The organism is Desulfovibrio sp. An276 (genome assembly GCF_002159665.1).
Classification (GTDB): domain Bacteria; phylum Desulfobacterota; class Desulfovibrionia; order Desulfovibrionales; family Desulfovibrionaceae; genus Desulfovibrio; species Desulfovibrio faecigallinarum.
In genome coordinates this window covers 56,667-76,162 of sequence record NZ_NFJC01000006.1, presented here as the reverse complement: position 1 = coordinate 76,162, position 19,496 = coordinate 56,667, and the positions used below count along the sequence as shown (strand labels likewise).

Genomic DNA, 19,496 nt, shown 5'->3' with positions numbered 1-19,496 from the left:
TTTCTTTTGCCCTGCTTGTCTTTCAGCTTCATTTTCCCGTAGATTCCTTGTGATTTCAATTGGTTGAACCAGAAAAAATTTTTCTTTGAACCCCACTGTTCAATCAATCAATTTCATGGTAGGGGAGTCCAAACAAAAATGAGGAAAGGCCCGAAAGTCCTTTTCTGCCCGCACGAGACTGGCCACCCAGTCTTTCTTGTACAAGCAATTTTCAGTTTTTGGCGAAAACCAGTCTGGTTTTCGCAATAAAGTCTTGAAATATTGTATATTCCCTATCTCTTTTTAGGAGGATGACATGGCCAAGATGAAAACCATGGATGGCAACAATGCAACCGCCTGGATTGCATATGCCCTCTCCGATACTGCTGCAATCTATCCCATCACTCCCTCTTCCGTCATGGGCGAGGTCATTGACGAGATGGCAGCCCACGGGACCAAGAACCTGATGGGCCAGACTGTTGCAGTGCGTGAAATGCAGTCTGAAGCTGGTGCTGCCGGTACCGTTCACGGTATGCTCGCCGCTGGCTCCCTGACTTCCACCTACACTGCATCCCAGGGTCTTCTTCTGATGATCCCGAACATGTACAAGATCGCCGGCGAACTTCTTCCCGGTGTCTTCCATGTTTCCGCCCGTGCAATCGCAAGCCACGCCCTGTCCATCTTCGGCGACCATCAGGACGTCATGGCCTGCCGTCAGACCGGCTTCTCCATGCTGTGCTCCTGTTCCGTGCAGGAATGCATGGACCTCGCCCTGGTGGCTCACCTCTCCGCCATCGAGTCCAGCGTCCCCATGCTCCACTTCTTCGACGGATTCCGTACCTCCCACGAAATCCAGAAGATCGAGATGATCGACTACGAGGACATCAGGAAGATCGTCCCCTGGGACAAGGTCGAGGAATTCCGCGCCAACGCCATGAGCCCGGATCATCCGCACATCCGTGGCACTGCCCAGAACCCCGACATCTACTTCCAGAACGTGGAAGCAGGCAATGCCTTCCATGCTGCGGTTCCCGCCATTGTGGAAGCCAACATGAAGAAGGTGGCCAGCATCACCGGCCGTCGTCATCACCTCTTCGAATACAATGGCGCCCCGGATGCAGAGCGCGTGATCATCAGCATGGGTTCGTCCTGTGAAGTCATTGACGAAACCATTCAGCACATGAACGCCAACGGCGAACGCGTGGGCCTCGTGCGCGTGCACCTGTACCGTCCGTTCTCCGCAGCTCATCTGCTCAAGGCCCTGCCTGCCACCACCAAGAAGATTACTGTTCTCGATCGCACCAAGGAACCCGGCTCCCTCGGCGAGCCCCTCTACCTCGATGTGTGCGCAGCCCTCAAGGAAACCGGCAGGGGCGACGACATCCAGGTCACCGGCGGCCGCTACGGCCTTGGTTCCAAGGACTTCACCCCCGGCATGGTCAAGGCTGTCTACGACAACATGCTCGGCTGCCAGCCCAAGAACCACTTCACAGTGGGCATCGAAGACGATGTGACCAACCTGAGCCTCGACGTCGAGAAGGAACTCGACACCGTGCCCGAGGGCACCATCCAGTGCAAGTTCTTCGGCCTTGGCGCTGACGGTACCGTTGGTGCAAACAAGCAGGCCATCAAGATCATTGGCGACAACACCGATCTCTATGCCCAGGCCTACTTCGCCTACGACTCCAAGAAGTCCGGCGGCTTCACAGTTTCCCATCTGCGCTTTGGCAAGAAGCCCATCCAGTCCTGCTACCTCATCTCCCATGCCGACTACATCGCCTGCCACAAGGCAGCCTATGTGACCCAGTATGATCTGCTTGACGGCATCAAGGACGGCGGCACCTTCGTGCTGAACTCCGACTGGACCCTCGAGGAAATGGAGAAGCAGCTGCCTGCCTCCATGAAGAACATCATCGCCAGAAAGCATCTGAAGTTCTACAACATCGATGCCGTGAAGGTGGCCCAGGAAGTGGGTCTTGGTGGCCGCATCAACATGATCATGCAGACCGCCTTCTTCAAGCTGGCCAACGTGATTCCCTTCGAGAAGGCAGTCGAGCTTCTGAAGGAATCCATCAAGAAGACCTACGGCAGCAAGGGCGACAAGATCGTCAACATGAACATTGCCGCTGTGGACAAGGGCATGGACGCCCTGCAGGAAATCGTCTACCCCGAGTCTTGGGCTACCACCACCGAAGGCGCCGTGGTTACCCATGACAACGACGACGAGTACATCCGCGAAGTTGTCCGTCCCATTCTCGCCCAGCGCGGCGACAAGCTGCCCGTTTCCGCCATGTGGCCCGACGGCACCATGCCTACTGGCACAGCTGCCTGCGAAAAGCGTGGCGTGGCCATTCTGGTTCCCGAATGGCAGGCCGACAAGTGCATCCAGTGCTGCCAGTGCTCCTTTGTCTGCCCCCATGCCACCATCCGTCCCTATGTGGCTACTGACGACGAGCTTGCCGGCGCTCCCGAAAGCTTCGTGACCAAGGACGCCAAGGGCAAGGAACTCAAGGGCATGCATTTCCGCATGCAGGTCTACACCGAAGACTGCCTTGGCTGTGGCTCCTGCGCCGAGGTCTGCCCCGCAGACGCCCTGGTGATGAAGCCCCTCGCCACCCAGATGGAAACCCAGAAGCAAAACCTTGCCTTCGCTCAGGACAACGTGAGCCTGAAGAACAACATCCTGGATCGCTTCACCCTCAAGGGTTCCCAGCTGCAGCAGCCCCTGCATGAATTCTCTGGTGCCTGCGCAGGCTGCGGCGAAACCCCCTATGTCAAGGTTCTCACCCAGCTGTTCGGCGAACGCATGTACATTGCAAACGCCACCGGCTGCTCCTCCATCTGGGGTGCCTCCTCTCCCACCACTCCCTACACGGTCAACGAAGAAGGCTGCGGTCCGACATGGGGCAACTCCCTGTTCGAAGACGCTGCCGAGTACGGCCTTGGCATGGCTTCTGCCGTGAAGCAGCGCCGCCTGAAGCTGGCCGACCTTGTGAAGCAGGCTCTGGCCGAGGAAGGCCTTGACGCTGCCCTCACCGAAGCCATGCAGAACTGGCTGGACAACATGGACGACGCCGAAAAGTCCAAGGAATACGGCGAAGCCGTCATGGCCAACATTGCCAGCCTGCACGACGTCAACTGCCCGCTTGCCCATGAAATCGAAGACATGGAAGAGCACTTCACCAAGAAGAGCTGCTGGATCTTCGGTGGCGACGGCTGGGCCTACGACATCGGTTACGGCGGTCTGGACCATGTGCTTGCCTCCGGCGAAGACATCAACGTGCTCGTTCTCGACACGGAAGTGTACTCCAACACCGGTGGCCAGGCCTCCAAGGCTACTCCTCTCGGCGCAATTGCCCAGTTTGCCGCAGCTGGCAAGCGTACCGGCAAGAAGGACCTCGGCCGTATGGCCATGACCTACGGCTATGTCTACGTGGCCTCCATCTGCATGGGCGCCAACAAGCAGCAGGTCCTCAAGGCCTTCAAGGAAGCCGAAGCCTACAAGGGTCCCTCGCTCATCATCGCCTACGCTCCCTGCATCAACCAGGGCATCCGCAAGGGCATGGGCAAGTCCATGGAAGAAGGCAAGCTGGCCGTGGATACCGGATACTGGAGGCTGTACCGCTACAACCCCGATCTGGCCAAGGAGAAGAAGAATCCCTTCGTTCTCGACTGCAAGGCTCCTACTGCGGACATCATGGACTTCCTGGCTGGCGAAAACCGCTATGCAGCCCTGAAGAAGAAGGATCCTGCAACTGCCGAGAAGCTGAACAGCGAGCTGCGTGACCTGTACGCCGAACGTACTGCCATCTACACGCAGATAGCTGATCTGCCCTACGCCTTGTCCGACGACAACGAAACCAAGTAGTTTCCATTTCCACGCGGGGGTGGAGGGCAAAATTCTGCCTTCCACCCCCTTTTCCTTTCGACCTGCCACTTCCCCCTCCAGCAGGACAGCCTTCCCGGAGAGCGCCCGCAACATTCCTTCTTGCGGCGCCTATCCTGAAAAGACCCGGGGCACGGGAAGTCCCCGTTGTCTCCCCAGGTTTCCCTTTTCATTACAAGGGGGAAACGCTCCCCATCCCAGACACCATTGCCCGCAAAACGGCGCAAAAGAGCCTGGCCGTAACCCATCTCAACCGGAGATCAGGGAGGTTAGCCACCTTTCCCACAGGAAGCGGTGCTGAAAAAATCCTTATGAAGCAGTCACTCTATATTACAGCCACAGGTCCTTCTTCGGGTAAAAGCGCCATTGCCCTTGGCGTCATGCAGCTTTTGAGCGGCGTGACAGGCAAAATCGCCATTTTCCGCCCCATCATTCCCCTGCCCCAGCTTGACGACAAGGATCCCGACATCCATCTCATGCTGGAATATTTCAAGCTGGACCAGAACTACGCAGACACCTTCGCCTACACGGAAGACGAAGCCTACGAAATCATCGCCAAGGAATCCACCACGGCTCTGCAGGAGTCCATCCTCAACAAATTCAAATCCCTGCAGGAAAAATACGATTTCGTTCTTTGCCTTGGCACGGACTTCCGCGGCAAGGATCCTGTTTTCGAATTCAATCTGAATGCCGAAATTGCCGGCAACCTCAACTCCCCCGTGCTTCTCGTGGTTGGCGGCAAGGACATGAGCCTGCCGGAAATCCGCCAGACCATTCAGACAAGCATGCTGGACATGGTGAAGCACTGCGATGTCGCTGCGACCATCATCAACCGCGTCTCCCTGTCCAGAGCCGAACTCGACAGCCTGCGCTCTGCCTTCCACACCGCAAAGGGTCAGCCCCTCATCTACGATATTCCGGAAGATCCCACTCTGGCCAGCCCTACGCTGAACGACGTGGCCCGCTGCACGGACGCGGAATTTCTCACCGGCTCGCAGCACACGGATACCCTGGTGTCCAACTTTGTCATTGCCGCCATGCATTCCGAGAACTTCCTGCACTATCTGGAAAGGGATCTTCTCGTCATCACGCCTGGCGACCGTTCCGACATCCTGCTTGCCACACTTGTCGCCCGTCTGTCGCCCAACAAGCCCAGCATCGCCGGTGTGCTCCTCACTGGTGGCCTCAAGCCTGCCGACTCCATTATGGAGCTCATCAGCAGCATGGGTCCCATGGCAATGCCTATCCTGGTCACCCAGCACCACACCTATCGCGCATCCCAGCTGGTGCAGCATGTGCGCGGTGTCATTGATCCTTCCGATCTGCGCAAGATCAACACAGCCCTCGGCCTCTTTGAGCACTATGTGGATGGCAAGGCCCTTGCCTCCCAGCTTGCGGCAGAAAAGAGCAGCCGCATGACCCCGCTCATGTTCGAGTACAACCTGCTCGAAAAGGCGCGCCAGAAGAAACAGCGCATTGTCCTGTGCGAGGGCGAGGAAGGTCGCATCCTCGAGGCCACGGACATTCTGCTCCGCCGCAACGCTGCAGACATCATTCTGCTCGGCGACGAAGAAAAGATCCGTTCCGAGGCCCACAAGCTCGGTGCCAATATCGAGGGCGCGACAATCATCAATCCCGCCACTTCTCCAGACCTCGACAACTACGCAAACAGCTACTACGAATTCCGCAAGCAGAAGGGTGTCACGCCCGAACGTGCCCATGATGTCATGCTCGACGCCACCTATTACGGTACCATGATGGTCAAGCTGGGTGCAGCCGACGGTATGGTGAGCGGTTCCATCAATACCACAGCTCACACAATTCGCCCTGCCTTCGAGTTCATCAAGACCAAGCCCGGCTTCTCGGTGGTCTCCTCTGTCTTCCTCATGTGCCTGAGCGACAGGGTACTTGTGTTCGGCGACTGCGCAGTGAACCCCAACCCCACTGCAGATCAGCTGGCCGAAATCGCCATCACCTCTGCCCACACGGCCAAGGTGTTTGGCATCGAGCCCCGCGTTGCCATGCTCTCCTACTCCACCGGTTCGTCCGGCAAGGGTGCTGACGTGGATGTGGTCATCGAAGCCACGAAGATCGCCAAGGAAAAGGCCCCCGATCTGCTGATCGAAGGCCCCCTGCAGTACGACGCTGCCATTGATCCCGTGGTTGCCAGGACCAAGGCTCCCAACAGCAATGTTGCCGGCAAGGCCACTGTCTTCATCTTCCCGGATCTGAACACCGGCAACAACACCTACAAGGCTGTGCAGCGTGCCGCAGGCGCCATTGCCATCGGTCCTGTTCTGCAGGGCTTGAAGAAGCCTGTGAACGATCTTTCCCGTGGCTGCCTAGTTGCGGATATCGTGAACACGGTCATCATCACGGCCATTCAGGCTGCAGCCGAAAGCAAGTAGACATACTCATCAGGGGGGGGGCAGGAAAGCGTACCCTGCCCCCCTTTCAAGAAACTTTTAGGGACATTTATGAAAATTCTTATTGTCAATTCCGGCTCTTCTTCCTGCAAATACCAGCTCATCGAGATGGAAACCGAGGCTGTGCTCTGCTCCGGCATAGCCGAGCGCATCGGCCTTGAGATGGGTCGCCTTGCCCACAAGATTGCTCCCGATACGGACAAAGAAGAAAAAATCATCCGCGAGCAGCCCTTCCCCACCCACAAGGAGGCCATGGAGCTCGTTATCGAACTCCTCACCGACAAGGACAAGGGTGTCATCAAGGATCAGAGCGAAATTGCAGCCATAGGCCATCGCGTGCTCCACGGCGGCGAGGAAGTGACCCAGCCGATGATCGTGGACGAGAAGTGCAAGCAGGCCATCCGCGACTGCTTCCCCCTCGGCCCCCTGCACAACCCCGCCAACCTCATGGGCATCGAGGTCTGTGAAAAGCTCTTCCCCGGCGTCCCCAATGTGGCAGTGTTCGACACCGAGTTCGGCATGGATATGCCCGACGAGTCCTACATGTACGCCCTGCCCTACGAATACTACGAAACCATGCGTATTCGCCGCTATGGCTTCCACGGCACGTCCCACAAGTATATTGCCAAGAAGACAGCGGAATACCTGGGCAAGCCCCTGAACGAGCTCAACTCCATCACCATGCACCTTGGCAACGGCTCCTCCATGTCTTGCGTGAAGAACGGCCGCTGCCTTGACACCAGCATGGGTCTGACCCCCCTCGAAGGTCTTGTCATGGGCACAAGGTGCGGCTCCATTGACCCCGCCATTGTTCCCTTCATCATGAAGAACAAGAACCTGACCCCCGAGGAAATGGACACCCTCATGAACAAGAAGTCCGGTCTGCTCGGCCTGTGCGGTCTTTCCGACATGCGCGACCTGCACGCAGCACGCGACAAGGGTGACAAGAAGGCGGATCTCGCCTTCCGCATGCTAATCCACTCCATCCGCAAGACCCTTGGTGCCTACTTCTTCCTGCTTGACGGCAAGGTGGACGCAGTAACCTTCACTGCAGGCATCGGCGAACACGACGAACTCGTGCGCGAGGATGTGGTCAAGAACCTCGAAAGCGTTGGCCTTGTGCTCGACAAGGAAGCCAACCTGAAGCGCGCGAGCGGTGCCCGCACCATTTCTGCTCCCGAAAGCAAGGTCAAGATTCTTGTCATTCCCACCAACGAGGAGCTGCAGATTGCTCAGGTCGCCCAAGAACTGGTGAGCAAGAAGTAGTTTTCTGCTACAGCAACAAGTCATTTAAAAAGCCCTGATGCCATATGGCACCAGGGCTTTTTTCATGCCTGCACAAGGACAGGCGGACAAAGTGCGAAAGCTGCTAATTGATGGCCTGTCCCAGGCGGGACCAGCGTATATCGGTCAGGCCTTGCCAAGACCAGTAGATACGGCGTGCCTTGGCAATAATGTCATTCTTGGGAACAAATCCCCAGAAGCGCGAGTCCATGCTGTTGTCCCTGTTGTCGCCCATGACAAAGTACATGCCCTCGGGCACAGTTACAGGTCCAAAGATGTCACGTCCGGGAATGATGCGATCCGGCTCGTCAATGCGGACATAGTCTTCCTTCAAAGCCTCGCCATTGCGGTAGACCTGCTTGTTGCGAACTTCTATGACGTCACCGGGAATGCCAATGATACGCTTGATAAAGTCCACGTCGGGATCCTTGGGATACTTGAAAATAATGACGTCGCCGCGCTGGGGCAATTCTCCAGCGAGAATGGCAATATCTGTAAAGGGAAGCTTCAGGCCATAATCAAATTTTGTGGCCAGAAGATGGTCTCCCACCAGGAGTGTATTGCACATGGACTCGGAAGGAATCTTGAAAGGCTGGACAATAAATGTCCTGATCAGCATGGCGATGAGGAGAGCGACAACAAGCGCCTCCAGATATTCACGCCACAACGGTTTCTTTTTTTTCACCGAACTATCCTTGAGATACATTGAGCTTTCTTCCAATTGCAGTTCTTCGTTGTTTTTTGATATCCAGTCAGACACTGTCTATCTGTGTCCGCCAACACCTATGCCTCCCTGTATTTCCCCACGGGGTTTTATCTGTACGCTCTGGCAGGCCAAAAGGCTTGCACAGAGCATCAGTACTACCACAAGAGAGAGCACAGGAAAAAAGGGAAATCTACGCACGATGCGCTTTCTCCTGGGTAAGGGTGGTATGGGGTGGAACGTCCGAGGTAACCCAGACATTGCCGCCAATAACTGCTCCCTCGCCCACAGTGATTCTTCCGAGTATGGTTGCCCCGGCGTAAACGGTTACGTTGTCCTCCAGGATTGGGTGACGCAGATTGCCCTTGACCAAGGTGCCATCGGCATTCTTCGGGAAGGACAGGGCACCCAGGGTCACGCCCTGATAGAGTCGGCAGTGCTTGCCTATGATACAGGTTTCGCCAATGACAACACCAGTGCCGTGATCGATGAAGAAGTATTCCCCAATCTGGGCACCGGGGTGAATGTCGATTCCCGTGCGCGAATGGGCCATTTCCGAAATGATGCGGGGAATGAGCGGCACCTTGTTCTTGTAGAGTTCGTGGGCAATGCGGTGATGAATCATAGTCCACATGGAAGGATAGCAGAAAACCGTTTCTCCCGCGCTGGTTGCTGCCGGATCCCCCTCGTAGGCGGCCTGGGTGTCCGTGACGAGCAGATCGCGAATCTTCGGCAGGGCATCGATGAGCCTCATGGCCCCTTCCTTGCCTCGTGCCTCGCAGTCCCGGCACAAGTCCTGCTCCTTGCAGGCAAAGCAGTAGCCACGCCTGATCTGTTCACTCAAAAGCCTGTATATGCTGTCAAGGTTAGCTGACACATGATATTCAATGGATTCACGCCAGACCTTGGCACGCCCAAAGAAGCCCGGAAAAAGAGCCACACGCAGACGGGCCATGATCTCTTCAAGCACAGGCAGTGCGGGCATGGGCGAATCGGCCATGGTTTCCTGCCAGACCTTGTCAAGGGAACTGGGATGGCAAAGAGCCTTGCTCACTTCGCCAAGTCGACGCATAGCCAGAAAATCATCATTCAGGGACATGGGCTTGTTCCTTTTGTCCGTATTCCCCGCAAACAAGGAATGCAGGACAGCAATAGGTTGCTTGCTTGAAGAAATCGTCTTGGAATGGACACAAGTTTTTGGAAAACAGAACGGAGAGGACTATCTGCAGTCTGCATGCCTTTCCATGCAGTCGAAAATACCAAAAAAGGCACCACCCGTACAGGGGAAGTGCCTTTGGAAATTCCTGGTGGGACGTGCGGGGATCGAACCTGCGACTCTCTGCTTAAAAGGCAGATACTCTACCGACTGAGTTAACGTCCCTCCGTCTGCATGCCTTTACGCTCCCCATGGGGACTTTGTCAAGACATGGATTTTTCTACATTCCACCCTTTTTCTCTATCTTGGCCCAGGAATCACGCAGGGTAATTGTCCTGTTGAAGACAGCCAAATCCTCTGTGCTGTCCCTGTCCTTGCAGAAGTAGCCCATGCGCTCAAACTGAACGGTCTCTCCCACGGGAAGAGATTTCATGGCTTCCTCAAGCACGATATTAACTTCCTTGAGAGAATCCGGATTAACATTGTCGAGGAAGGTCTTGCCCTCTGGGACATCATTGGGATTGTCCATTGCAAAGAGGTGATCATAGAGCCTAGCCTTTGCCGGGACACCGTATTTGGCGCTGACCCAGTGAATAGTCCCCTTGACCTTGCGGCCGTCAGGGCTCTGTCCCCCGCGGGAAGCAGGATCATAGGTGCAGTGAATTTCCCTGACAGAGCCGTCCTCATTCAGTACTGCCGAAGTGCAGGTTACAAGGAAGGCATAGCGCAGGCGCACTTCTCTCCCGGGAGCAAGGCGATAGTACTTTTTGGGAGGATCCATGCGAAAATCGTCGCGCTCAATGTAGAATTCCCGCGTGAAGCGAACCTTTCTGGTTCCGTAGGAAGGATCCTCGGGGTGCAGGGGCATTTCGAAGACTTCCTCGCCGTCTTCAGGGAAGTTATCCACAATAACCTTGACCGAATCCAGCACTGCCATCCAGCGGGCAGTGTGGGCGTTGAGATACTCGCGGATGCAGAATTCAAACAGGCTGAACTCGACTGTGGAGTCCGATCTGGCCATGCCGATGCGACGGCAGAACTCATGCAGGGCTTCGGGCGGCACTCCGCGGCGGCGCATGGCGCACAATGTGGGCATGCGGGGATCGTCCCAGCCGCTGACAATGCCGGACTGGACAAGCTGGATGAGCTTTCTCTTGGAAAGGATGGTGTGCGTCAGATTGAGGCGGGCGAATTCCGTCTGTTCGGGATGGTAGACATTGAGAGTCTCAAGCACCCAGTTGTAGAATTCGCGATTGTTCACAAACTCCAGCGTGCACAGGGAGTGTGTAATGCCTTCCATGGAGTCGCTCAAGGGATGCGTGAAATCATACATCGGGTAGATGCACCACTTGTCGCCTGTTCTGTGATGGTGCGCGTGCCTGATACGGTAGATGGTGGGATCGCGCATGACGACGTTGGGAGAGGCCATGTCAATTTTGGCCCTTAGCACCTTGCTGCCATCGGGAAATTCCCCGGCCTTCATGCGACGGAACAGATCAAGGTTCTCCTCGACGCTGCGATTGCGCCAGGGGCTTTCCTTGCCGGGCTCGGTGAGGGTGCCTCTGTACGCGCGGATCTCGTCTGCCGTGAGATCGTCAACATAGGCCTTGCCCATCTTGATGAGCTCTTCCGCGTACTCGTACAATTTGTCGAAATAGCTGGAAGCAAAATACTCGCGATCCTCCCAGTTTCCCCCAAGCCAGCGAACGTCTTCCTTGATGGACTCGACGTACTCCACTTCTTCCTTGGTGGGATTGGTATCGTCGAAACGGAGGTTGCACTGACCATTGAATTCTTTGGCAACGCCAAAATTCAGGCAGATGGATTTGGCATGCCCAAGGTGGAGGTAGCCATTGGGTTCAGGTGGAAAGCGGGTATGAACTTTCCCTCCAAAGCGCCCGGACGCATTGTCGGCCATGATTTTGGCACGAATAAAGTCTACGCTTTCCTTGGCTTCGACATCTTTTTTGTTGTCCTCGGACATATCTCCCTCGCTGACAAAGTAGGTGAATACTGGAAAAGGCGTTGTTACCTTAGCCAGCTACGCTCGTCAAGATCCAGAAATCTGCAGACTTTTTCAGTAGCTCCCACCAATGCAAGACTCAAAAACCCACTATTCCATGTGGTTCTGTCACCAGTTCCCTGGCAACAAAATTCCGTTGCGTACCCCATTGAAGCGGCAAATGACAAAAGTGCAAAAATTTCTTGACGATAAAAAATTTTTTCTGTATTTATCTTTTCCTCAATTGGAGAGATGTCCGAGTCGGCCGAAGGAGCTCGCCTGCTAAGCGAGTATACGGGCTAAAACCCGTATCGAGGGTTCAAATCCCTCTCTCTCCGCCATAAAGAAATTTCAAGCAGTCTTTGTTAGGCTATAACAGTCTACAAAGACTGCTTTTTTATTCCCTGAGCGTCTCAAACCGCCTCATCCAGTCTCAGGGGGCATCCTTGCATACCGTGCTTTTTACGGGATTTCATCCTTCGGGACTTACTGAATCAAGGCAGCCTAAACGTATATACAACTATCCTGAATAACAGACAAAATCTTCCATATATTCAAAGACAGCTAGAAGCGGCCTCAAGATACTACGAAATTTCCAAGCATTCAGTTTCCGTAGACATTCCTAAAGTGGTTTCCATTTGAGAGTCATAACACAAGTATCGAAGAAAATAATTTCTGGAGAGTGGTAACCCTCGATGGGCGTTGTTCGCCTAAGTAGCTGATACTTTTGACGTCTATACCAGAAGAACCAACTGCGATTTACCACTCTCGGTAAAGCACAGGCAAGTCACTCTTTCATGCAGGGTGAGCGTGCAGAGGCGACATATGGACAAAGCGTTGTGGCGCCGAAAATTGTGACAAGCAGCTATAGGGCAGAATTCTATGCTCCTGCCGTGTTCATGTGCCACCCCGCAGTGGTCCAAAATCATGCAGCCTCTTTAAGATCTTGAATTTTTTTTGCATCTTTCACATAATAATTCGGTATTTCTTACCGTACTTCCCATTTTATCACTCGAGGAGGACTTTGAATGTCGCGTCTTTCACATATCTTGCTGAGTGTGGCCTGTGCCTGCCTCTGTCTGGCCATTGCCATGCCAGCCAATGCAGCAAAGTATAAAGAAGAGTACAAACTCAGTGTCGTTCCCGGCCCCACCACAGGCTGGGGGCTTTCTGCTGCTTACTTTGCGGATCTGGTCCGCGAGCGCACCAACGGCCGCATTAATATAAAAGTATACTGCTCTGGTCAGCTCTTTGCTGGCAAACAAACCAACGAATTCTTGCTCCTGCGTCAGGGCAGCATTGATTTTGCCTTTGCATCGACCATCAACTGGTCGCCTCAGATCAAGGAACTCAACTTGCCAGCCCTGCCCTTCTTCATTGGCTCCCAGCCTAATCCCTACAAAGCCATGGACGCCATCCTTGCAGGCAAGGCTGGCACTATGATGAAGGCTGCGGTGGAAAAAAAGGGCGTACGCGTCTTAGGCTGGGCTGAAAATGGTTTCCGTGAACTGACCACCAACAAGGGGCCCATTACCAAGCCCGAAGATCTCTCGGGTCTCAAGATCCGTGTTGTCGGCAGCCCGATCTTTATCGAGACATTCAAGGCTCTGGGTGCCAATCCCATTAACATGAACTGGTCCGAAGCTATCACAGGCTTCCAGCAGGGTATCGTTGATGGTCAGGAAAACCCCACCAACGGCATCAACATCCCAATCAAGATTTGGATGTATCAGAAGTATCACTGTGACTGGCACTACATCATCGATCCCCTGCTTGTCTCCGTGAATCCCAAGGTCTGGAAGAGCTTCAGCGAGGAAGACCAGAAGATCATCATGTCTTGCGTGGCAGACAGCGAAAAGTACAGCAAGGCATTGTCCCGAGTTGGCATTGATGACGGTTGGGCGTTGAGCTATCTCGAAAGCCTCAATGCCAAGCCCGAAATCAGCGATCCGTTCGGCTGCATGGAAAGCAATGGCATGACAGTGACCAGACTCACTCCTGAACAGATCAAGGTGTTTTTCGATGCTACCAAGTCCGTCCGGGACAAATGGACCAAAAAGATTGGAGCAGAGCTTGTGAAGGCTGCCGAAGCCGACATGGCTTCTGTTCGCTAGTAGCAATCATCAGTATGTCGGGCCGAAAAAAACTTCGGCCCGATTTTTCAGCTAGAAGAGAGTGAATTTTTCAGACCTGAATTCTCGCTGTAATCACTCTTGTCGACAAGGATTTAATTCAATGTGGCGCTTTCTTGACGAGCGTTTTGAGGACATACTCGGCGCAATACTTCTGGCAGTAATGGCAACCGTAGCTTTTATTAACGTCGTAGTCCGTTACTGCACATCTTTTTCCTTTGCTTGGACAGAAGAATTGACAGTCAATTTTTTTGTCTGGGTTGTTTTGCTTGGCACTGCCCGCTCCTTTCGGGATGGCAGCAACCTCTGCATGAGCATGCTCTATGATGCATGTCCGCGCAAGTTGCAGTTTCTGTTCAGACTAGTGGGAACCATTGTCTGCATCATCTTTTTTGCGTCTCTCGTCTGGACAGGATATCTGGAAGTACTGGACGAAATCGAGCTGGAAGCAACGTCGGAGGCTTTGGAACTTCCTGTCTGGTATTACACCTGCGCCACACCACTCCTTTCCTTGCTGGTTATTTTCCGCATCCTGCAAAATTTTGTGAGCTCACTCAAAAAAGGCGGGGAGAAATAACAAATGGAAAATCTTTTCAATGATCCCGCCTTCTGGATGATGGTCGTTTTTATTGGTACACTTGCCATCAAAGTACCCATTGCCGTGGCCTTGGGATTTGCCGCTCTGGCGATTGTCTGGGTATGGGATATGGGCATAGGCATGCTCTCCCTGAACTTTTTTGCAGGTATCGCCAAATTCCCGCTTTTGGCCATTCCGTTCTTTATTTTGGCTGGCTACATTATGGAAAAAGCCGGTATTGCAGCCAGAATCATCAATCTCATGGAGGCCCTGGTCGGTGAAAGAACCGGAGGTCTGGCCATGGCAGCAGTTGCCGTATGTACCTTCTGGGGAGCTGTCAGCGGTTCCGGACCTGCAACTGTGGCAGCCCTTGGACTGGTGCTGATCCCGGGTATGGCCAATGCCGGATACGACAAGGCATTTGCCGCATCGACAGTTGCCGTGACATCCGGGCTCGCCATCGTTATCCCTCCGAGCATTGCCTTTATTGTCTACGGGGGCATCACCGACGTCTCTGTCCCGGCTCTTTTCGCAGCCGGCTTCTTGCCTGGCCTCGTTGTCGCTGGCTTCATTCTGGCCGCAGTTGCTCTGATATCTCGCAGACGCGGCTATCACGGCGTCAAGCGCACCCGCCCCATAAGACAGATTTTCAGGGAATCCTTCTGGGCCATCATGACGCCTGTGGTTATCCTTGGCGGCATCTATGGCGGCATCTTTACCCCGACCGAAGCTGCTGCCGTTACTGTTTTCTATGGACTTTTTGTCGGCATCTTTATCTACAAGACAATACGCAGCCTGAACGATCTGTTGGAGATCTTCGGTCAGTCGGTACGTGCCACTGCAGTTGTTATGATTGTGGTGACCTGCGCTGGTCTCTTCAGCTGGGTCGCTTCTACAGTTGGTCTGATTGAAAAGGGCTCCTCACTGCTGTTGTCGCTCTCCGACAACCAGTATGTTCTGCTCTTTTTAATCAACATCATACTGCTTATTGCAGGCATGCTCTTGGACGCCATCTCCATCTACTACGTCTTTCTGCCCTTCATGATCCCCCTGATGGCACACTTTGGATGGGATCCAATCTGGTTCGGCATTGTCATGACCGTTAACTTGGCCATTGGGCAGGTCACACCACCCGTGGCAGTCAATCTGTACGTGGCAGCACACATAAGCAAGCTATCCATGGAGGAAATCAGTCGCTCTTGCATTCCTCTGATTATAGCTGCCATCATGGCCTTGGCTGTACTGATTATCTTTCCGGAGATTTCGACATTCCTTCCCAAGGCACTTGGACTGGCATAGTACTGCAAATACTTTTTTGAATAAGAAACAAGCCTGATCATTTTCTCTTTGTGTAAAAGAAAAAAAATGGCCAGGCTTTATTTAATTTATATTATAAATATTTTTAACAAAATTTATTTTCTTATATGTATATGATTAGTTCTTATCGTCTGGTATATTCCTCCTAAAATCAGACATGTTGAAATCACAAATCGTACAGTTACTTCTTCCTCAAGAAAAATAAAACCCTGAATTGCTGTAATCACAGGTATTGCCAGCTGAATGATTGATAAGTTGATCAGAGTATATCTGGGGACTATGGCATACCAAAGTATATATCCAAGGGATGAAGCCAATCCTCCTGCAAGGACAAATATCCAAGCCATAGACTGTGGTTGTGCTTCAAACACAAAACCAGCAATGACACAGAAAAGACCTGGCAAAGCGGCCCGCCAAAAACACCCGGCAGTAGCCAAAGCAGCTGATTTTGCGTCTTTGCCAGCCACAGTAAAGACCCCCCATGCAAAACCGCTACCTGCCATAAAAAGGGAATGGAGAAGCGGCGGGGCTGTCAACCCTGGAGAAAGGAGAAGAATGAGACCAGCTGTTGCTATGGCATAGCCAATATACTGCTTTTTATTGGGATAAACACCATGCAGTATGCCCCAGCCAATCATACAGACCTGAACACTCATATTGAGAATGAGTGTTCCCGGAGCCGATGGCATGGCAACGTAGCCTGTAGAGAAGCAAACCATGTACATGAAAAGCCCCAAGGCTCCGGTCCAAGAACTCTGTTGCCAGGCATCCCGCCAGACATTGCCTTCACCTTGCGGCAGAGGTTTTATTACCTTTATGCCGCACAGTATTGCCAGAATGAGCGCAGCAGAGAGCGCCCGCACACCAGTATATTGTAGAGGCCCCATGTCGCAGGCCACCAGTGCCGCCCGACAAAATATTGAATTTCCAGCAAAGATAGAGAGACAAAAAATAGTAAGACAAGCGAGATACATTGTTTTGCAAATTTCCTTGAACAGCTGTGCCAGCGTTTGGCACACAAGAGCAGTATCGGCTTGAGAGCAAAAAAGCCCAGCTTGCCGGATGCCAGCACTGAAAATGCAAGAAAAAGACACCGGCCCAAAGTCCCCAAATTTTTCCGATGCAAAAGATTTCCGGATGCCGGGGAAGCCGGTGTACGCTGGTTGGAGAAGGCGGGAATGTCCGTCTCGACTCAGTCTTGTTGTGAGATAGCTATTCCCTGGCTGGAACGTCAAGAGCCTTTCTGCGGGGATTGCGCTGCCTGTCCATGCGGGCTACAAGTGTTTGCGCCTTTGCAGGAAAGGTATATTTCGGCATTTGAATTCAATCAAGGAGGCGGCGCAATATCCCAAGACATACAGGGTAGCGCCGGATTTGATAATGAAAGTTCTCATCACCCCCCGTTCTTTTGGCAAGAGCAATCCCGATCTTTTTGCGCAGCTCGAAAGCCTGGGTTTTGAAATTGTTCGCAATGATACGGGAGCCATCCTCTCCGAACAGGCAATGTGCGAGAAGATCGCAGACTGTGAGGCTCTCATCCTGGGTGTGGACCCCTGCAACGCGAATGTCCTTGCCCATGCTTCCAAACTCAAGGCCATTGCCCGCTATGGCGTAGGACTCGACAATGTGGACGTAGCAGAATGCGAACGCAGGGGCATTGCCCTGAGCCGTACTGTAGGCGCGAACTCCAATGCAGTGGCAGACTTTGCCTTCGCCCTCATGCTGGCCGTAGCCCGCAAGGTGGTCCAGATTGACGGCCGCTGCCGCCAAAAGGACTGGGGCAAGGAAACAGGCATCGACATCTTTGGCAAGACTTTGGGCATTATTGGCCTTGGCGCTGTTGGAAAGTGTGTCGCCCAGAGAGCCACGGGTTTTGGCATGAAGATTCTTGCCTACGATCCCTATATGGATGAAGACTTCGCAGCCAAATATAATATCAAAAAGGCCAGCATTGATGAAATCTGCACGGAGTGCGATGTCATTACCCTGCACTGCCTGCTCAATGACGACACAAGGCATCTTGTCAACAGCGAACGTTTGGCTGCCATGAAGAAAAACGCCATTCTTGTGAACACGGCCAGAGGCGAACTTGTGGACGAAGCGGCCCTTCTGGACGCGCTGGAACAAAAGCGCATCTACGGAGCGGGGCTTGATGTCTTCAGCAAGGAACCGCCGGAAGACAAGCGCTGGTATGAGCTTGACAACGTGGTTCTTGGTTCCCACACATCCTCATCGACTGTCGGCACAACCAACTGTATGGGTCAGATGTGTGTTGACGCACTGAAAAAGACTTTTGCCTAGCAGCAAGCAATCTATATACACAAGGGGGAAGAAGTCCTTGTACTTCTTCCCCCTGTCTTTTTGCTGTCCCTTGCTATCCGAAGGCCAGATTACTGCTCTTCCCACGCGCGTGAGCGCTCCACGGCCCTGTGCCAGTTGTCCAGAAGCTCCTGCCTTTGCTCCTCGGCCATGAGAGGCTCGAATCTACGCTCGAGACGCCACAGGGAAGCCACTTCCTCCTCGCTTTCCCACACTCCTGTGGCAAGGCCGGCCAAAAAGGCTGCCCCAAGCGCCGTTGTTTCGGTGATGACAGGCCTCTCCACTGCCACCCCCAAAAGATCCGCCTGATACTGCATGAGCATGTTGTTGCGACTTGCTCCGCCATCAACACGCAGCGTTGCCAGCGGCATCTTGCTGTCGCTTTCCATGCACTGCACAATATCCAGTGTTTGCAAAGCTATGGCTTCAAGAGCAGCCCTTGCAATGTGCCCGCGTCTCACCCCTCTGGTCAGGCCTACCATGGTTCCCCGGGCATACTGGTCCCAGTAGGGAGCGCCAAGCCCGGCAAAGGCCGGCACAAAGTAGACACCCCCGTTGTCAAATACGGTAGACGCAAGACTCTCAATCTCCGAGGCGGATTGCACAAGGCCAAGACCATCACGTAGCCACTGTACTACGGCGCCAGCGATGAAAACGCTGCCTTCCAAGGCATAGCTGGTCACGTGTTCCCTCTCCCAGGCAACAGTGGCAAGCAGGCTGTTGCTACTCATGCGCACAGAGTTGCCTGTATTGAGAAGTAGAAAACAGCCCGTGCCATAGGTATTCTTTGCCATCCCCTCGCAAAGACAGGCATTGCCGAAGGTTGCGGCCTGCTGATCCCCCGCGTCGCCTGCCAGGGGAATGGCCCTGCCAAAAAATTCGGGATGCACCTCGCCCATGACGCCGGAAGAGGGCACAACGCTGGGCAGCATAGAGCGGGGTATGCCAAGCAGGGCAAGAAGTTCGTCGTCCCAGTCCATTGTGTGGATGTTAAACAGCATGGTCCTGCTGGCATTTGAGGGATCCGTTGCGTGTACGGCTCCCTTGGTCAGATTCCAGATGAGCCAGGTATCGACGGTTCCGAACAGCAAATGTCCTGCTTCCGCCTCGCTTCTTGTGTTCGGGATATTGTCCAGAATCCAGCGAAGCTTTGTTCCCGAGAAGTAGGCGTCGGGCAAAAGCCCTGTCCTTGAGGCTACAAGCTCTGCCTTGCCATCCCTTTTCAGCACGTCGCTTATGGCAGCGCTGCGCCTGTCCTGCCAGACTATGGCATTGCAAATGGGCGCTCCCGTTCGCCTGTCCCAGACAATGGTTGTTTCCCTCTGATTCGTAATCCCTATTGCGGCTATCTCTTCCAGCGGGATGTTTGCCGCACGCACGCATTCCTGGGCCACGGCAAGCTGGCTGTCAAAAATCTCGTTGGGATTGTGTTCTACCCAGCCTGGTTTGGGGTAAATCTGGGTGAACTCCTGCTGGGCTATCCGCACAATATTGCCGCGATGGTCAAAGAGAATGGCTCTGGAGCTGGTCGTTCCCTGGTCGAGAGCAAGAACATAACGCTTCATCACAAATACCACAGTGCAAAGCCCCTGCTTTCCGCAGGGGATACTGCGCTGCCTCCCTGGGTTAGAGTTGTACGTGGAGGGACGGGCATCCAAGAGGCCCTTTTTGTCTCTTCCCGGATTTTTCCGGATTTTGCAAGATGCCCGAAAAGA

12 protein-coding genes and 2 tRNA genes are annotated in these 19,496 nt (G+C 53.8%); 8 read left to right on the top strand and 6 right to left on the bottom strand.

The genetic code is table 11. The annotated features are described in order from the left end of the window. Window positions 1-295 precede the first annotated feature (295 nt). The 3 genes from nifJ to B5F76_RS04725 all read left to right on the top strand — a co-directional run bounded on the left by nifJ (window position 296) and on the right by B5F76_RS04725 (window position 7,557). Window positions 296-3,847 carry a pyruvate:ferredoxin (flavodoxin) oxidoreductase gene (gene nifJ, locus B5F76_RS04735; protein WP_087351805.1) on the top strand — a complete coding sequence of 1,184 codons (3,552 nt, stop codon included), beginning with the start codon at window positions 296-298 and terminating at the stop codon, window positions 3,845-3,847. 329 nt (window positions 3,848-4,176) lie between these two features. After that, complete coding sequence (pta, locus tag B5F76_RS04730; protein ID WP_087351803.1) at window positions 4,177-6,273, top strand: phosphate acetyltransferase; 2,097 nt, start codon at window positions 4,177-4,179, stop codon at window positions 6,271-6,273. A 69-nt stretch (window positions 6,274-6,342) separates the two neighbouring features. Further along, a complete protein-coding gene (locus tag B5F76_RS04725; protein WP_087351801.1) occupies window positions 6,343-7,557 on the top strand; it encodes an acetate kinase in 1,215 nt (404 codons plus the stop codon). Window positions 7,558-7,660: 103 nt separating this feature from the next. On the opposite strand, the gene lepB is transcribed toward B5F76_RS04725, so the two are convergent. From lepB to B5F76_RS04705, 4 genes are all read right to left on the bottom strand, one after another. Beyond that, entirely contained in the window at window positions 7,661-8,281 is a 621-nt protein-coding gene (lepB, locus tag B5F76_RS04720) for a signal peptidase I (RefSeq protein WP_087351800.1), read from the bottom strand. Between the two features lie 190 nt (window positions 8,282-8,471). Next, on the bottom strand, window positions 8,472-9,377 hold the full coding sequence (epsC, locus tag B5F76_RS04715; RefSeq protein ID WP_087351798.1) for a serine O-acetyltransferase EpsC: 906 nt from the start codon (window positions 9,375-9,377) through the stop codon (window positions 8,472-8,474). A 206-nt stretch (window positions 9,378-9,583) separates the two neighbouring features. Continuing rightward, window positions 9,584-9,659: transfer RNA gene (locus B5F76_RS04710), tRNA-Lys, on the bottom strand. Window positions 9,660-9,714: 55 nt separating this feature from the next. After that, complete coding sequence (locus tag B5F76_RS04705; protein ID WP_087351796.1) at window positions 9,715-11,418, bottom strand: glutamine--tRNA ligase/YqeY domain fusion protein; 1,704 nt, start codon at window positions 11,416-11,418, stop codon at window positions 9,715-9,717. 264 nt (window positions 11,419-11,682) lie between these two features. On the opposite strand from B5F76_RS04705, the gene B5F76_RS04700 reads away from it, so the two are divergent. From B5F76_RS04700 to B5F76_RS04685, 4 genes are all read left to right on the top strand, one after another. Then, window positions 11,683-11,777: transfer RNA gene (locus B5F76_RS04700), tRNA-Ser, on the top strand. A 687-nt stretch (window positions 11,778-12,464) separates the two neighbouring features. Then, window positions 12,465-13,550, top strand: a complete 1,086-nt coding sequence (locus tag B5F76_RS04695; RefSeq protein ID WP_087351794.1) for a DctP family TRAP transporter solute-binding subunit — start codon at window positions 12,465-12,467, stop codon at window positions 13,548-13,550. 121 nt (window positions 13,551-13,671) lie between these two features. After that, a complete protein-coding gene (locus tag B5F76_RS04690) occupies window positions 13,672-14,145 on the top strand; it encodes a TRAP transporter small permease (protein WP_087351792.1) in 474 nt (157 codons plus the stop codon). A 3-nt stretch (window positions 14,146-14,148) separates the two neighbouring features. After that, entirely contained in the window at window positions 14,149-15,444 is a 1,296-nt protein-coding gene (locus B5F76_RS04685; RefSeq protein ID WP_087351791.1) for a TRAP transporter large permease, read from the top strand. Between the two features lie 113 nt (window positions 15,445-15,557). On the opposite strand, the gene B5F76_RS04680 is transcribed toward B5F76_RS04685, so the two are convergent. Continuing rightward, window positions 15,558-16,481, bottom strand: coding sequence for a DMT family transporter (locus B5F76_RS04680; RefSeq protein ID WP_162608685.1), 924 nt, complete (start codon window positions 16,479-16,481; stop codon window positions 15,558-15,560). A gap of 361 nt (window positions 16,482-16,842) precedes the next feature. Here B5F76_RS04680 and B5F76_RS04675 point away from each other — a divergent pair, with 361 nt between their 5' ends. Beyond that, on the top strand, window positions 16,843-17,763 hold the full coding sequence (locus tag B5F76_RS04675) for a phosphoglycerate dehydrogenase (protein ID WP_087351787.1): 921 nt from the start codon (window positions 16,843-16,845) through the stop codon (window positions 17,761-17,763). A gap of 89 nt (window positions 17,764-17,852) precedes the next feature. On the opposite strand, the gene glpK is transcribed toward B5F76_RS04675, so the two are convergent. Continuing rightward, entirely contained in the window at window positions 17,853-19,346 is a 1,494-nt protein-coding gene (gene glpK / locus B5F76_RS04670; RefSeq protein WP_087351784.1) for a glycerol kinase GlpK, read from the bottom strand. Window positions 19,347-19,496: the final 150 nt, after the last annotated feature.

Bases quoted from the DNA above. Each gene is read 5' to 3' on its own strand.
- nifJ (WP_087351805.1), top strand. From the start codon at position 296: ATGGCCAAGATGAAAACCATGGATGGCAACAATGCAACCGCCTGGATT.
- pta (WP_087351803.1), top strand. From the start codon at position 4,177: ATGAAGCAGTCACTCTATATTACAGCCACAGGTCCTTCTTCGGGTAAA.
- B5F76_RS04725 (WP_087351801.1), top strand. From the start codon at position 6,343: ATGAAAATTCTTATTGTCAATTCCGGCTCTTCTTCCTGCAAATACCAG.
- lepB (WP_087351800.1), bottom strand. From the start codon at position 8,281: ATGTATCTCAAGGATAGTTCGGTGAAAAAAAAGAAACCGTTGTGGCGT.
- epsC (WP_087351798.1), bottom strand. From the start codon at position 9,377: ATGTCCCTGAATGATGATTTTCTGGCTATGCGTCGACTTGGCGAAGTG.
- B5F76_RS04705 (WP_087351796.1), bottom strand. From the start codon at position 11,418: ATGTCCGAGGACAACAAAAAAGATGTCGAAGCCAAGGAAAGCGTAGAC.
- B5F76_RS04695 (WP_087351794.1), top strand. From the start codon at position 12,465: ATGTCGCGTCTTTCACATATCTTGCTGAGTGTGGCCTGTGCCTGCCTC.
- B5F76_RS04690 (WP_087351792.1), top strand. From the start codon at position 13,672: ATGTGGCGCTTTCTTGACGAGCGTTTTGAGGACATACTCGGCGCAATA.
- B5F76_RS04685 (WP_087351791.1), top strand. From the start codon at position 14,149: ATGGAAAATCTTTTCAATGATCCCGCCTTCTGGATGATGGTCGTTTTT.
- B5F76_RS04675 (WP_087351787.1), top strand. From the start codon at position 16,843: ATGAAAGTTCTCATCACCCCCCGTTCTTTTGGCAAGAGCAATCCCGAT.
- glpK (WP_087351784.1), bottom strand. From the start codon at position 19,346: ATGAAGCGTTATGTTCTTGCTCTCGACCAGGGAACGACCAGCTCCAGA.